Source organism: Luteimonas sp. FCS-9 (assembly GCF_001014645.1).
GTDB lineage: Bacteria > Pseudomonadota > Gammaproteobacteria > Xanthomonadales > Xanthomonadaceae > Luteimonas.
This window is the reverse complement of record NZ_LASZ01000003.1, coordinates 257,570-271,373: the sequence shown is the minus strand read 5'-3', so window position 1 is coordinate 271,373 and position 13,804 is coordinate 257,570. Positions and strand designations below refer to the sequence as shown.

The following is a 13,804-nucleotide window of genomic DNA, read 5'->3' as shown; positions in this document are numbered from 1 at the left end:
GATGCCCTCGGGCGTTCAGTACGGGACGATCTCGACCACGTCGCCCGCGGCGTACGCGCGCGCGCCGGCCTCGAGCACGATCAGCACGTCCGAATCGGCCGCGGCCTGCATCCGGTGCGAGCCGTCGGCCGGGTTGGGCTCGACGCGCGACACGCCATCGTCGTCGATCGACCAGCGGCCGCGCAGGAACTCCAGCCGCTCGTGCTTCTTCGTCCACGCGCCGCTCAGCCGCGCGCGGCGGGTCGGGCGCGGGGCGCGCCGCTGCATGCCGTCGACCAGCCGCCGGCCGACCGCCAGCCAGGTCGCGAGCACCGAGACCGGGTTGCCCGGCAGGCACAGGAACAGCGCCGGCCCCAGCGTGCCGCCCTCGGCCAGCAGCAGCGGCATGCCCGGCTTCATCATCGTCTTCCACACGCGCACCCTGCCCCGGCGCTGCAGCAGTTCGGGCAGGTGGTCCTTCTCGCCGGCGGACACGCCGCCGCAGGTCAGCACGATGTCGAAGGCCTCGCCGGCGTGGCGCAGCGCGGAGGTGATCTGCGCCGGGTCGTCGGGCAGCGTCGGGAACGCGACCGGCTCCAGCCCCTCGGCGCGCAGCAGGCCCATCAGCTGCTCGCGGTTGGAGTTGTAGATCTGGCCCGGCCGCAGCGACGCGCCCGGCTCGACGAGCTCGTCGCCGGTCGCGAACACCGCGACGTTGGGCCGGCGCACGACGTCGAGCTGCGCCAGGCCCTGCGAGGCGGCGAGCGCGATCCGGCTGGCGGTCAGCACCTCGCCGGCATGCAGCAGGCGGTCGCCGACCTGGGAATCCTCGCCGGCGCGGCGCACGTGCTGGCCCGGCCGCGGCGGCACCAGGATCTCGACCCGGTCGCCGTCGAGCCGCGTGTTCTCCTTCATCACCACGGTGTTCGCGCCCTCGGGGATCGGCGCGCCGGTGGTGATGCGCAGGCACTGCCCGCGCGCGATGTGCAGCTCGGCGCTCGGGCCGGCGAACTGCTCGCCGACCAGTTGCAGCACGACCGGACCGTCGCCGGCGAGATCGTGGTGGTGCAGCGCGAAGCCGTCCATCGCCGAGTTGTCGAACGGCGGCTGCGGCAAGGTCGCGACCACGTCGCGCGCCAGCACGTGGCCGTGCGCGCGGCTCAGCGACAGCGTCTGCGCCTCGAGCGCGCGCTCGGCGGCGACCGCATCGACGATCGCGCAGGCCTCGTCGAACGGAACGCGGTACGGAAAGGAGGGCGCGGCGTCAGGAAGCGGCGATTCCGGCATCGATCAGGTCGTCTGGCGTGTTGAGGTTGCCGAAGCGTACACCTTCGAGCCGGACCACCCGCACGCCCAGCCGGCGCTGCAGGCCGCGGACGGCGTAGTCGCCGCGCGCCAGCGCATCAGCCGCACCGGCGCGCAGCGCGGCCGTCGGCCACAGCGCGACCAGCGGCTGCACGCCGTCGTCGTCCTGCGCGCAGGCGCCGGTCTCGCCGGCCAGCAGGGCCAGCATCGGCAGCAGCCGCGCGTCGGCGTCGCGCAGGTCGACCGGCAGCGTCAGCAGCCAGGGCGTGTCGGCGGCCGCGGCGAGCGCGTCGAGCCCCGACATCGGGCCCGCGTCCGGCGTGCGGTCGACGACGGTCTCGATGCCGCAAGCCGCATAGCGTTCGAGGCTGCGATTGGCGCTGACCACGAAGCGCGCGGCGTGCGGGGCGAACCGCGCGCGCCAGCGCAGCACCTGCGGCATGCCGTCCTGTTCCAGCCAGGCCTTGTCGAGGCCGCCCAGGCGCGAACCGCGGCCGCCGGCGATCACGCCGACGGTCAGCGACGCCGCGGTCGGCGCGACGATCACTTGCGCTTGACGTGCCGGATCAGCCGCTTCTTCTTGGCGACCTGGCGTTCGCTGAGCACGTTCTTCTTGTCCTTGTAGGGGTTGTCGCCCTCGCGGAACACGAAGCGCACCGGCGTGCCGACCAGCTTGAAGCGCTTGCGGAAGAAGTTCTCCAGGTACCGGCGGTAGCTGTCGGGCAGCGTCCGCAGGCGGTTGCCGTGCACGACGATCGTTGGCGGGTTCTCGCCGCCCGGATGGGCGAAGCGCAGCTTGGGCGCGTGCCCGCGCACGACCGGCGGCGGATTGCTCTCGGTGGCGATCTCGAGCGCCCGGGTCACGTCCGCGGTGCCGAACTTGTAGTTGGCCGAGGCGTGCGCGCGGTGGATCGCGGCGAACAGCTCGCGCAGACCCGAGCCGTGCTTGGCGCTGATGCGCACGGCCTCGGCCCAGGGCACGAACGCGAGCTTGCGCGACAGCAGCGCTTCGGTCTGCTCGCGCTGGTACTCGCTCAGCCCGTCCCACTTGTTGACCGCGACCACGAGCGCGCGCCCCGAATCGAGCACCGCGCCGAGCACGCTCGCATCCTGGTCGGTGACGCCCTCGCTGGCGTCGATCATCACCACCGAGACCTGCGTGGCCTCGATCGCCTGCAGCGTCTTGATGATCGAGAACGTCTCCACGGCCTCGTCGACCTTGGACTTGCGGCGGATGCCGGCGGTGTCGACCAGGCGGTAGCGGCGACCGTCGCGCTCGAGATCGACCTCGATCGAGTCGCGGGTGGTGCCGGCGACCTCCGAGGCGATCATCCGCTCCTCGCCGAGGATACGGTTGACGAGCGTCGACTTGCCGACGTTCGGGCGGCCGACGAAGGTCACCCGGATGCGCGTGGGATCGGTGTCGGGCTGCTCGGCTTGCCCCGCCTCGGGCAGCCTGGCCAGCACGTCGTCGACGAGCTCGTCGATGCCGTGCCGGTGGGCCGACGACACCGGGTGCGCGTCGGCGAAGCCGTAGCGCGAGAAGTCGGCGATCGCCGCGCGCGCGTCGAGGCCGTCGGTCTTGTTGACGATCAGGAACGTCGGCTTGTCGAGCTTGCGCAGCCAGCGCAGCAGCTCGTCGTCGAGCGCCGAGGCGCCCTCGCGCCCGTCGACGACGAACAGCACCAGGTCGGCCTCGGCGGCCGCGGCGCGCGACTGCTTGGCGGTCGGACCGGCCAGGCCGCCCTCCTCCAGGTGCACGTTCTCGCCGGCGATGCCGCCGGTGTCGACCAGCGCGAACGGCCGCGCGCCGAGCCGGCAGATGCCGTAGTGACGGTCGCGGGTGACGCCCGGCTCGTCGTGGACGAGCGCGTCGCGGGTACGGGTCAACGCGTTGAACAGCGTCGACTTGCCGACGTTGGGGCGGCCCACGAGGGCGACGAGCGGAAGCATGCGACGGGATCCGGAACGAGAAACGGAAGAAGAAACGGCGCGCCGTGGCGGCGGCCGGACAACGAACGGCCCCGGGCGGCGAGACCGCCCGGGGCCCTAGTGTCGCATCCGCGGGGCGGAAACCCTACTGGGCGAGGCGCCAGGCGCTGACGTCGCCGTCGATCGTCTGCACGACCAGCACGCCGTCGACGACGACCGGTGCGCCCTTGATCGGGTCGCGCCCGGCCCGCTGGCGCGCGGCGAACTCGCCGTCGTCCAGGCGCAGCCAGTGCAGGTAACCCTCGAGATCGCCGACCACGGCGTAGTCGCCCTGGATCGCAGCGGCGCTGAGGTTGCGGCGCGCCAGCGCCGGCTGCTGCCAGGCGGCCGTGCCGCTGAACTTGTCCAGCGCCCAGACCGTGCCGTTGGCGTCGGTGACGACCACGCGGTGCGGCGACAGGCCCGGGCGGTTGGAGCCGCCGTGCTCGCTGACCCACAGCGGGCGGCCGCTCGGGCCTTCGAGCGCCATCGTGCGATGGCGGTAGCTGCTGGCGAACAGCACGGCCTCGTCGAGCACCGGGGTGCCGTCGACGTCGGCCATGCGCTCGAGCTCGGTGCGGCCGTCGGGCTGGGCGACCGCCTGCTCCCACAGCGTGCGGCCGTCGGCCAGCGCGAGCGCGGCGAGCGTGCCGTCGTCGTTGCCGACGAACACGAAGCCCGGGCCGAGCACCGGCGCGTCGTTGCCGCGGACGGTCAGCGACGGCAGTTCGCGGACCCAGAACCAGCGCCGCTCGCCGCTGGCGGCGTCGAACGCGGTCACGCGGCCGTCGTTGGAGCGCACCAGCACCAGGCCCTGGCCGATCGTCGGGGCTGCGATGATCTCGTTGGTGACCTTGGCGGTCCAGCGCTGCTCGCCGGTCGAAGCGTCGAGCGCCAGCACGTCGCCGTCGAGGCTGCCGACGACCACCAGGCCATCGCCGACCCCGGGGCCGCCGCTCAACCGCAGGTCCGACTCGTGGCGCCAGACCGAGGCACCGCTCTGCAGGTCGAGCGCGCGCACGCCGCCCTTGATCGCCGCGACGTAGACGCGCCCGTCGGCCACCGCGGGCCCCTGGCGCACGCCCAGCCGGCCCTCGCCCTTGCCGGCGTTGGCCGTCCACAGGCGCGAGACCGTCACCGACGGGGTGATGTCGGTCAGCTCGGCGGGCTCCGACAGCGCCTTGGCGTCGGCCTTCTCGCTGTTGCCGAACCAGCCGCGGACGGTGCTGCAGCCGGTCACCGCGACCGCGCACAGCGCGATCGCCGCGATCCGCAGCGCGCGGGACGGAACGGGAGAAGCCGCGGCGGGGGCCGTGTGCTCGGTCATCAGGATTCAACCTCGGGTTCGTCGGGCGCACCGCCGACTTGGGAAAGCTTGAGTTCGAGCAGCCCGCGCTGCGGCGCTGCGCTGTCGAGGCCGCGCAGCGCGGCGGCGTAGTCGGCGCGGGCCTGGTCGGCGCGGTCGAGCGCGAAATGCGCGTCGCCGCGGGCCTCCAGCGACACGGCGTCTTCGGCACCGGCGAGCAGCGCGACCGCTTCCTCGCCGCGGCCGGCGTCGGTCAGCAGCCGCGCCAGGCGCTGGCGCACGACCGCGGCCACGCCGGGCTCGGCGCCTTCGACGCCCTGCAGCGTGGCGATCGCCGCATCGCGGTCGCCGGCATCGAGCTGGGCCTTGGCCAGCTGCAATGCGGCCAGTTCGCCGTAGGTGGAATCGGGCAGCGCGGCGATGCGTTCGCCGGCCTTGTCGAGCGTGCCCGACCGGATGTCGAGCAGTGCGCCCTGGTAGGCCTCGTGCTGGGCCACGGCCTGGCCGTGGGTCCGCTGCTTCCAGTACTGCCAGCCGCCGATCAGGACCACACCGACGATGACGCCGCCGATCAGTCCCAGACTGTTGTCGCGAAGCCAGGCCTTGACCCGCTCCCCCTGTTCGCGCTCGTCCAGCAGCTCGTCAAGTGCCATATGTTCTCTGCGCCCGCCGATGGCGACGGGTCATTGCGAATGGAAAACGACGGCCGGCAACGGCGCACGGGGCGCCCGGCCGGACCGGGATGCGGGCGCGGGCCGCCTATTCGGCGGCGGGCGCGAAACCGCGTTCGGAGGATACCTCAAAGCGCGCGACGTTCGACCGGCGGAACTCGGACAGATCCTGAACGACGCCGTCGCGCAGCACCTCCACCGCACCGGCGTTGCCGAGCACGACGCGGCGCACGTCCGCGGTCGCGAACTCGCGCTGCTCCCCGCCCGGGATCTCCGCCGATTCGATCCGCTGGCCATCGTGGCCGACCACCTCGACCCAGCTCGGGCCGTTGAAGCGCAGCGTCAGCCGCCCGGCCTGCTCGCGGGGCGCGGCCTCGGCGGGCGGCGCGACCACCGCGGGCCGCTTGGGCAGCGCGCCCAGCGATGCGGTCACGGGCCGGGGCCCGGCCGGCTGGGCCGGGGCGTCCTCGTCGCCGGCCACGCCGAGCGAGGCGGTGATCTCGCTCGCGCCATCGACGTGCTGGCGCGTCGCGACCCACACCGGGACGACGATCAGCGCGGTGATGACGACGTAGACCGCCCGCCCCATCGCCTTGTCGAGCAGCCGCTGCATTGGCGGGGTGAAGGTGCGCGGGGTCAGTTCCGGCGGCCGCACCTCAGTCGCCTCGGGCACGCTGTCGGCCAGCGCGTCCGGCAGGCCGAGCAGGCGCAGGTAGCTGCGCAGCTGGCCGCGCACGAACACCTGCGCGCCCAGGCGCCCCCAGTCCTCGGCCTCGAGTGCCTCGACCACGCGCACCCGCATCCGCAGCCGCGAGGCGACGTCGGCGACGCCCAGCCCGGCCTGCTCGCGCGCGACGCGCAGGCGCTCCCCGACCCCAGACGTGGTCTCTGGCATGGCCTGGTGCGAAGAACTCATGGCGGACTGGTTTCCCTTGGCTGGAGTCGCGGCGCGTCCGGAAATTCGATTTCCAGGCGCTGCAGAAGACGTTCGGCGGCGGCACCGTCGCCGAGCCCCTGTTCGATGCGGGCCGCCAGTTGCAATGCTGCCGCAGTTGCGGGGGCCACGGCAAGCCGTCGTTGCGAAAATGCGCGCGCATCGAACCAGCGCTCCCGGCCCGCGAGGTAGCGGGCCATGGCGTCGAGCGCCACGGCACTCTCGGGTTCGAGCTCGAGCGCGGCGCGCAGGTCCGGTTCGACCCGCGCCAGGTCGCCCGCATCCAGCGCGCAGGCGCCGGCGTTGGCCAGCGCGCCGGCGCGGTCGCCGTAGGCCGGGTCCTGCAGCGCGGCGTCGAAATGCGGCAGCGATTCGGCGGCGCGCCCGCTGCGGCACAGCCAGGCGCCATAGTTGTTGAGGGTGGCGCCGCGACCGGGCGCGCGCTCGACCGCGGCGCGGTAGAAGCCCCCGGCCTGCGCGTGCCGGCCCTGGCGCTCGCTCAGCAGCGCCAGCAGCGTGTTCGCATCGGCGGCGGTCTCGGCGTTGCGCAGCGCCGCACGGGCATCACGCTCGGCGGTCTTCTCGTCGCCCAGCTGGAACGCGCGCATCGCCAGCGCGAGCTGGTCGCGCGCGGCGTCGGCGCGGCGCGACTCGGCGGTGCCGCGCGTCTGGTAGGTCGGGCGCTCGGGGCGGAAATCGCTCTTGGCGCTGGGTTTGACGAAGTCGAGGCGCGAACAGCCGGCGAGCGCCAGGCCGAGCAGCAGCGGCAGCAGGACGGCCTCAGGCCGCCGCATCGACACCGTCGCCACCCTCGGCCCGCAGCCGCTTGAGGTGCTCGGCCTGCCGCCGCGTGCGGTCGGCGACCTGCCCCTTGAGCTGGCCGCAGGCGGCGTCGATGTCGTCGCCGCGGGTGCGGCGCACCGGCGCGATGCGGCCCGATTCGTTGAGCAGCTTCTGGAACCGGCGGATCGCCGCGTCGTCCGGGCGCTCGAAGCGGGTGCCCGGGAACGGATTGAACGGGATCAGGTTGACCTTCGCCGCGTCCTTCATCTGCAGGCGGTTGTCGAACTCGCGCATCAGCCGCACCAGCTCGCGGGCGTGCTGGGGCTGGTCGTTGACGTCGCGCATCAGCGTGTACTCGAACGTCACCGACTCGCCGCGCTTGCGCTGCGCGTAGCGCACGCACGATTCCATCAGCTCGGCGATCGGGTACTTCTTGTTGAGCGGCACCAGCTCGCTGCGCAGCGCGTCGTTGGGCGCGTGCAGCGAGACCGCCAGCGACACATCGCTGACCTCGCCGAGCTTGTCGATCATCGGCACCATGCCGGCGGTCGACAGCGTGACGCGCTTGTTGGCCAGGCCGTAGCCCAGGTCGTCGCGCATGATGCTCATCGCGCGCACGACGTTGTCGAAGTTCATCAGCGGCTCGCCCATGCCCATCATGACCACGTTGGTCAGGCGGCGCTGCTTGTGGGGCACGTTGCCCAGGTGGCGGGCCGCCACCCAGACCTGGCCGATGATCTCGGCGGTCGACAGGTTGCGGTTGAAGCCCTGGGTCGCGGTGAAGCAGAACTGGCAGTTGAGCGCACAGCCCACCTGCGACGACACGCACAGCGTGCCGCGCCCCTTGTCGGGGATGTAGACGGTCTCGATCGCGTTCAGGCCGTCCATCGCCAGCAGCCACTTGTGGGTGCCGTCGGCGGAGGGCTTCTCGAACTGGATCTGCGGCACGCGGACTTCGGCGTGCGCCTCGAGCTTGGCGCGCAGCACCTTGCCCAGGTCGGTCATTTCATTGAAATCGGTGACGTAGCGGTGGTGGATCCACTTCATCACCTGGTGGGCACGGAAGCGCTTTTCGCCGAGGGTCTCGGCGAAAAAGCGCTCCAGTCCCTCGCGATCGAGGTCGAGCAGGTTCTGCTTGGCGACGGCAACGTCGATGGCGGCCCCGGTCACGATGGCATCACTCAGCGCGAGACGACTTCGTCGTTCTTGAAGAAGTACGCGATCTCGGTCTGCGCGTTCTCGACCGAGTCCGAGCCGTGGGCGGCGTTGGCGTCGATCGAGTCGGCGAAGTCGGCGCGGATCGTGCCCGGCGCGGCGTCCTTCGGGTTGGTCGCGCCCAGCAGCTCGCGGTGCAGGGCCACGGCGTTCTCGCCTTCCAGGGCCTGGATCATCACCGGGCCGGAGGTCATGAACTCGACCAGCGCGCCGAAGAACGGACGCTCCTTGTGCACGGCGTAGAAGCCCTCGGCCTCTTCGCGGGTGAGCTGCTTGTACTTGGCGGCCACGATCTTCAGGCCCGCCTTCTCGAAACGGGTGTAGATCTCGCCGATGACGTTCTTGGCAACGGCATCGGGCTTGACGATGGACAGGGTGCGCTCGAGCGCCATCTGCGAATTCTCCGGACAAAGGGACGACCGCCCCAGCGGAACGGTCGAAGTTAACATGGAAAAACCCGCGTCAGGGCGCGGGTTGAGCCGATACGGCTGCCGCGATTCTACCGCATCGCGGACGACTTCCGCATCGTGGGATGCGCCGCGGTCATTGACGCGTCAGCCCCGCGCCCTCTAGCATCAAACAAGCGTTTGATTCACCTCGGGAGGAACGGATGGCGGGAACGCGGCAGTTTTCCACGAAGGACAAGATCCTCGGCGCAGCCGAGGAGCTGTTCGCCGCCTACGGGTTCACCGGCACGTCGCTGCGGCAGGTCACCAGCCGCGCCGACGTCAACATCGCCGCGGTCAACTACCACTTCGGCAGCAAGGAGAACCTCGTCAACGAGGTGTTCCGCCGGCGCATGGACCAGATGAGCGCGCAGCGCCTGGCCCAATTGCGCCGGGCGCTGGCCGAGCAGCCCGGGCAGATCGAGCCGATCATCGCCGCGTTCGTCGACCCGGCGCTGGACATGGCGATCGGGCGCAACGGCGGCGGCGGCTTCGTCCGCGTCATCGCACGCGCCTACGTCGAGAAGAACGATGCGCTGCGCAAGTTCCTGTCCGAGCAGTACGGCCACGTGCCGCGGGAGTTCGCCGCCGCGCTCGCCGCCTGCCTGCCCGACCTCGGCAAGGCGGAGCTCTACGGCCGCCTGGATTTCCTGGCCGGGGCCCTGACCTACGCGATGGCCGACTTCGGTCTGATCAAGCGCCCGCCCGGCACCACCGAGACCGAACACCGTACCCGGATCGCCGCCGAGCTGATCCGGTTCTCCGCCGCAGGCTTCCGCGCCTAATCCATGCCCGGGCTGCGTCCGGGTTCCTGCAAAAACAAAGGGATGGAACACATGTCAGAGAAACTGCTTGTACGTCGTGCCGCGGTCCTGGGCGCCGGCGTCATGGGCGCGCAGATCGCTGCGCACCTGACGAATGCCGGCATCGACACCGTGCTGTTCGACCTGCCGGCCAAGGACGGCGACCCCGACGGCACCGTGCGCAAGGCGCTGGCGAACCTGGGCAAGCTCAGCCCGGCGCCGCTGGCCGCGCGCGGGCTGGCCGAGGCGATCGTCCCGGCCAACTACGAGACCGGCCTGGCCCAGCTCGAGGACTGCGACCTGATCGTCGAGGCGATCGCCGAGCGGATGGACTGGAAGCAGGACCTGTACCGCAGGATCGCCCCGCACGTGCCGTCCCATGCCGTACTCGCAAGCAACACGTCAGGCCTTGGAATCAACAAGTTGGCCGAGGTTCTTCCAGAAGAACTTCGCCATCGCTTCTGCGGCGTGCACTTCTTCAACCCGCCGCGCTACATGCACCTGGCCGAACTGATCCCAGCCAGGACCACCGACAAGGCCGTCCTCGAAGGGCTCGAGGCCTTCCTGACGACGCAGCTCGGCAAGGGCGTGGTCTACGCGAAGGACACGCCGAACTTCATCGGCAACCGGATCGGCGTGTTCTCGATCCTGTCGACGATCCACCACACCCAGGCGTCGGGGCTGGGCTTCGACGAGGTCGACGCCTTGACCGGCCCCCTGCTCGGCCGGCCGAAGTCGGCGACCTACCGGACCTCGGACGTGGTCGGGCTCGACACGATGGCGCACGTCATCAAGACGATGGCCGACACCCTGCCCGACGATCCGTGGCACGACTACTTCGCCGCGCCCAAGTGGCTGGCGGCGCTGATCGACAAGGGCGCGCTCGGGCAGAAGGCCGGCGCCGGCATCTTCCGCAAGGCCGGCAAGGACATCACCGTATTCGATCTGGAGACGCAGGAGTACCGGCCGGCCGACCGCAAGGCCGCCGACGAGGTCGTCGAGATCCTCAAGACCCGCGACCCGGCCGAGCGCATGGCCAGGCTGCGTGGCAGCGAGCACCCGCAAGCCCGGTTCGTCTGGGCGATCCTGCGCGACCTGTTCCACTACAGCGCGGTACACCTGGAGGACATCGCGCAGACCGCGCGCGACGTCGACCTGGCGATCCGCTGGGGCTACGGCTGGCAGCAGGGGCCGTTCGAGCTGTGGCAGGCCGCGGGCTGGAAGCAGGTCGCCGACTGGATCGCCGAGGACATCGTCGCTGGCAAGACCATGAGCAGTGCACCGCTGCCCGACTGGGTGTTCGACGGCCGCGAGAGCGTGCACGCCGCCGAAGGCAGCTACAGCCCGGCGCAGAACGCGAAGCTGCCGCGTTCGTCGCTGCCGGTCTACCGCCGCCAGCGCTTCCCCGACCCGCTGCTCGGCGAACGTTTCGACCCGGGCGAGACCCGGTTCGAGAACGACGGCATCCGGCTGTGGACCGATGGCGACGACATCGGCGTGATCAGCTTCAAGACCAAGATGCACACCGTCTCCGACCAGGTGCTCGACGGCATCCAGGAGGCGATCGGCATCGCCGAGAAGAACTTCAAGGGCGTCGTGATCTGGCAGCCGAAGGAGCCGTTCTCGGCCGGCGCCGACCTCGCTGGCGCGCTGGGCCTGCTGCAGGCCGGCAAGGTCGACGCATTCGAGGCGATGGTTGCCAACTTCCAGGCGACCAGCCAGCGCATCAAGTATTCGCTGGTGCCGGTGGTCGCGGCGGTGCGCGGGCTGGCGCTGGGCGGCGGCTGCGAGTTCCAGATGCACAGCGCGCGCACGGTCGCCCACCTGGAGAGCTACATCGGCCTGGTCGAGGCCGGGGTCGGCCTGCTGCCGGCCGGTGGCGGCCTGAAGGAGCTGGCGGTGCGCGCATCGAACGCAGCCGGTCCGGGCGGCGACGTCTTCGCCGAGCTCAAGAAGACCTTCGAGACCGTCGCGATGGCCAAGGTCTCGACGTCGGCGGTCCATGCGAAGGAGCTGGGGTTGCTGCGCGCCGACGACGTGGTGACGTTCAACGCCTACGAGCTGCTGCACGTCGCCCGCCAGCAGGCGGCTGCGCTGGCCGAGTCGGGCTATCGCCCGCCCCTGCCCGCGCGCGCGATCCGCGTCGCCGGCGACGTCGGCATCGCGACGTTCAAGATGCTGCTGGTCAACATGCTCGAGGGCCGTTTCGTGAGCCCGTACGACTACGAGATCGCCGAGCGGATCGCGACCGTGCTGTGCGGCGGCAATGTCGACCGTAACGCGCTCGTCGACGAGGACTGGCTGATCCGCCTCGAGCGCCAGCACTTCGTCGAGCTGGCGCAGCAGGAGAAGACCCAGGCCCGCATCGCGCACATGCTCAAGACGGGCAAGCCGCTGAGGAACTAGCGTTCCGCGGGATTCGGAATTGGGGATTCGGGATTCGAAGAAGCGAATTCCGGATCCCTCCAACTCAACATTCCGCCGGAGGCGGGGCCACGTTCGGGCATCGGGATGCGCTTCATCGAATCCCGGTTCCCGAATCCCCAATCCCGGCGTTCGGAGAACGCCATGACCAAGCAGATCCAGGACGCCTACATCGTCGCCGCCACGCGCACCCCGGTGGGCAAGGCGCCGAAGGGCGTGTTCCGCAACACCCGCCCCGACGACATGCTCGCGCACGTGCTCAAGGCCGTCGTGGCGCAGGCGCCGGGCATCGATCCGGGCCGCATCGACGACGCGATCATCGGCTGCGCGATGCCCGAGGGCGAGCAAGGCATGAACGTGGCGCGCATCGGCGTGCTGCTGGCCGGCCTGCCCGACACGGTCGCCGCGCAGACGGTCAACCGCTTCTGCTCGTCGGGCCTGCAGGCCGTCGCGCTGGCGGCCAACGAGATCCGGCTGGGCAACGCCGACCTGATGCTCGCCGGCGGCACCGAGAGCATGAGCATGGTGCCGATGATGGGCAACAAGGTCGCGCTGTCGCCGTCGGTGTTCGAGGACGACCATGTCGCGATCGCCTACGGCATGGGCATCACCGCCGAGAAGGTCGCCGAGGAATGGAAGGTCTCGCGCGAGGACCAGGACGCGTTCGCGCTGGCCTCGCACCAGAAGGCGATCGCGGCGATCCAGGCCGGCGAGTTCAAGGACGAGATCAGCCCGTACGAGATCCTCTCCCACCAGCCCGATCTGGCCGGCAACACCGTGCAGCTGAAGAAGCGACTGGTGGATACCGACGAGGGGCCGCGTCCGGACTCGTCGATCGAGGGGCTGGCCAAGCTCAAGCCGGTGTTCCGCAACGGGCAGTTCGGCGGCTCGGTGACGGCGGGCAACAGTTCGCAGATGAGCGACGGCGCGGCGGGCATCCTGCTCGCGTCGGAGCGGGCGGTGAACGACCACGGACTCAAGCCGCTGGCGCGCTTCGTGAGCTTCGCGGTCGCCGGCGTGCGGCCCGAAGTCATGGGCATCGGGCCGATCGCGGCGATTCCCAAGGCGCTGGCGCAGGCGGGGCTGACGCTCGACGACATCGACTGGATCGAGCTCAACGAGGCGTTCGCGGCGCAGGCGCTGGCGGTGATCCGCGACAGCAAGCTGGACCCGGACAAGGTCAACCCGCCCGGGGGGGCGATCGCGCTGGGGCATCCGCTGGGGGCTACGGGGGCGATCCGCACGGCGACGATCGTGCACGGCATGCGCCGGCGCAAGAAGCGCTACGGGCTGGTGACGATGTGCATCGGCACGGGCATGGGCGCGGCGGGTGTGATCGAGGCGCTGTAGCGGCGCGTGCAGCGCGGCCTCCGATCCAGGAGGCCGCGGTTGCGCGTGTGGTGGTGCGACGCGGTCTCTGTGTCAGGCGCTGCGAACGAGGCTAATGGGCGCATGCGAGAGGGTGCGGCGTGGGCGCCTGCCGGGTACCGCGCCCAGTCGCGGCCCGATATCCGCTTGGTGGTCGCGGCACCCGACAGGCGCTGGACACAGGTGCAACGGCGGGCCGGAAAGCGGGATACGAGGGAGCTTGTGCGATGCGGTCTCGGGGCGGGCGCCGCAATCGAGGCTGATGGTGTGTCGTGGGCGCCTGCCGGGTACCGCGCCCAGTCGCGGCCCGATATCCGCTTGGTGGTCACGGCACCCGACAGGCGCTGGACACAGGTGCGACGGCGGCCCGGAAAGCGGAATACGAGGAGCTTGCGCGATGCAGCCCCGATGCCGTGCCGCGATCGAGGCTGATGGTGCGGCGTGGGCGCCTGCCGGGTACCGCGCCCAGTCGCGGCCCGATATCCGCTTGGTGGTCACGGTACCCGACAGGCGCTGGAGACGGGTGCGACGGCGGGCCGGAAAGCGGATTATGGAAAGCCAGTGCGACACGATCTCGGTGTAGGTCGCCGCGGATGGCG

Annotated in this window: 12 protein-coding genes; 3 read left to right on the top strand and 9 right to left on the bottom strand. The window is 71.1% G+C overall.

Annotated features, from left to right (window positions below; genetic code table 11):
* Positions 1-15: 15 nt before the first annotated feature.
* From glp to ndk, 9 genes are all read right to left on the bottom strand, one after another.
* Positions 16-1,266, bottom strand: coding sequence for a gephyrin-like molybdotransferase Glp (glp, locus tag WQ56_RS04545; RefSeq protein WP_047135859.1), 1,251 nt, complete (start codon positions 1,264-1,266; stop codon positions 16-18).
* Positions 1,244-1,831: an NTP transferase domain-containing protein gene (locus tag WQ56_RS04540; RefSeq protein WP_052772838.1), complete on the bottom strand. Its 588-nt coding sequence runs from the start codon at positions 1,829-1,831 to the stop codon at positions 1,244-1,246. Before WQ56_RS04540 ends, glp begins: the two co-directional genes overlap by 23 nt.
* The gene (gene der / locus WQ56_RS04535) at positions 1,828-3,237 is read right to left on the bottom strand and encodes a ribosome biogenesis GTPase Der (protein ID WP_047135858.1); all 1,410 of its coding nucleotides are present in this window, start codon (positions 3,235-3,237) and stop codon (positions 1,828-1,830) included. Before der ends, WQ56_RS04540 begins: the two co-directional genes overlap by 4 nt.
* 124 nt (positions 3,238-3,361) lie before the next feature.
* Positions 3,362-4,582, bottom strand: a complete 1,221-nt coding sequence (bamB, locus tag WQ56_RS04530) for an outer membrane protein assembly factor BamB (protein WP_047135857.1) — start codon at positions 4,580-4,582, stop codon at positions 3,362-3,364.
* A complete protein-coding gene (locus WQ56_RS04525; protein WP_047135856.1) occupies positions 4,582-5,214 on the bottom strand; it encodes a tetratricopeptide repeat protein in 633 nt (210 codons plus the stop codon). The genes bamB and WQ56_RS04525 overlap by 1 nt, the downstream gene beginning before the upstream one ends.
* Positions 5,215-5,320: 106 nt before the next feature.
* Entirely contained in the window at positions 5,321-6,148 is an 828-nt protein-coding gene (locus WQ56_RS04520; protein WP_047135855.1) for a helix-turn-helix domain-containing protein, read from the bottom strand.
* Positions 6,145-6,960 (bottom strand): hypothetical protein, encoded by an 816-nt coding sequence (locus tag WQ56_RS04515; RefSeq protein WP_047135946.1) that lies wholly within the window; start codon positions 6,958-6,960, stop codon positions 6,145-6,147. The genes WQ56_RS04520 and WQ56_RS04515 overlap by 4 nt, the downstream gene beginning before the upstream one ends.
* Positions 6,947-8,134: a 23S rRNA (adenine(2503)-C(2))-methyltransferase RlmN gene (gene rlmN, locus WQ56_RS04510; protein WP_047135945.1), complete on the bottom strand. Its 1,188-nt coding sequence runs from the start codon at positions 8,132-8,134 to the stop codon at positions 6,947-6,949. The genes WQ56_RS04515 and rlmN overlap by 14 nt, the downstream gene beginning before the upstream one ends.
* The gene (ndk, locus tag WQ56_RS04505; RefSeq protein WP_047135854.1) at positions 8,131-8,556 is read right to left on the bottom strand and encodes a nucleoside-diphosphate kinase; all 426 of its coding nucleotides are present in this window, start codon (positions 8,554-8,556) and stop codon (positions 8,131-8,133) included. Before ndk ends, rlmN begins: the two co-directional genes overlap by 4 nt.
* 218 nt (positions 8,557-8,774) lie before the next feature.
* Between ndk and WQ56_RS04500 the strand changes: the two genes are divergently transcribed.
* The 3 genes from WQ56_RS04500 to WQ56_RS04490 all read left to right on the top strand — a co-directional run bounded on the left by WQ56_RS04500 (position 8,775) and on the right by WQ56_RS04490 (position 13,187).
* On the top strand, positions 8,775-9,395 hold the full coding sequence (locus WQ56_RS04500) for a TetR/AcrR family transcriptional regulator (protein ID WP_047135853.1): 621 nt from the start codon (positions 8,775-8,777) through the stop codon (positions 9,393-9,395).
* A 51-nt stretch (positions 9,396-9,446) separates the two neighbouring features.
* Positions 9,447-11,819: a 3-hydroxyacyl-CoA dehydrogenase/enoyl-CoA hydratase family protein gene (locus tag WQ56_RS04495; RefSeq protein WP_047135944.1), complete on the top strand. Its 2,373-nt coding sequence runs from the start codon at positions 9,447-9,449 to the stop codon at positions 11,817-11,819.
* A 162-nt stretch (positions 11,820-11,981) separates the two neighbouring features.
* Entirely contained in the window at positions 11,982-13,187 is a 1,206-nt protein-coding gene (locus WQ56_RS04490) for an acetyl-CoA C-acyltransferase (RefSeq protein ID WP_047135852.1), read from the top strand.
* Positions 13,188-13,804 lie beyond the last annotated feature (617 nt).

Excerpts from the sequence above, each read along its gene's own strand:
- WQ56_RS04495 (WP_047135944.1), top strand. The coding sequence starts at position 9,447 with ATGTCAGAGAAACTGCTTGTACGTCGTGCCGCGGTCCTGGGCGCCGGC.
- WQ56_RS04490 (WP_047135852.1), top strand. The coding sequence starts at position 11,982 with ATGACCAAGCAGATCCAGGACGCCTACATCGTCGCCGCCACGCGCACC.
- glp (WP_047135859.1), bottom strand. The coding sequence starts at position 1,266 with ATGCCGGAATCGCCGCTTCCTGACGCCGCGCCCTCCTTTCCGTACCGC.
- der (WP_047135858.1), bottom strand. The coding sequence starts at position 3,237 with ATGCTTCCGCTCGTCGCCCTCGTGGGCCGCCCCAACGTCGGCAAGTCG.
- bamB (WP_047135857.1), bottom strand. The coding sequence starts at position 4,582 with ATGACCGAGCACACGGCCCCCGCCGCGGCTTCTCCCGTTCCGTCCCGC.
- WQ56_RS04515 (WP_047135946.1), bottom strand. The coding sequence starts at position 6,960 with ATGCGGCGGCCTGAGGCCGTCCTGCTGCCGCTGCTGCTCGGCCTGGCG.
- ndk (WP_047135854.1), bottom strand. The coding sequence starts at position 8,556 with ATGGCGCTCGAGCGCACCCTGTCCATCGTCAAGCCCGATGCCGTTGCC.
- WQ56_RS04525 (WP_047135856.1), bottom strand. The coding sequence starts at position 5,214 with ATGGCACTTGACGAGCTGCTGGACGAGCGCGAACAGGGGGAGCGGGTC.
- WQ56_RS04500 (WP_047135853.1), top strand. The coding sequence starts at position 8,775 with ATGGCGGGAACGCGGCAGTTTTCCACGAAGGACAAGATCCTCGGCGCA.
- WQ56_RS04520 (WP_047135855.1), bottom strand. The coding sequence starts at position 6,148 with ATGAGTTCTTCGCACCAGGCCATGCCAGAGACCACGTCTGGGGTCGGG.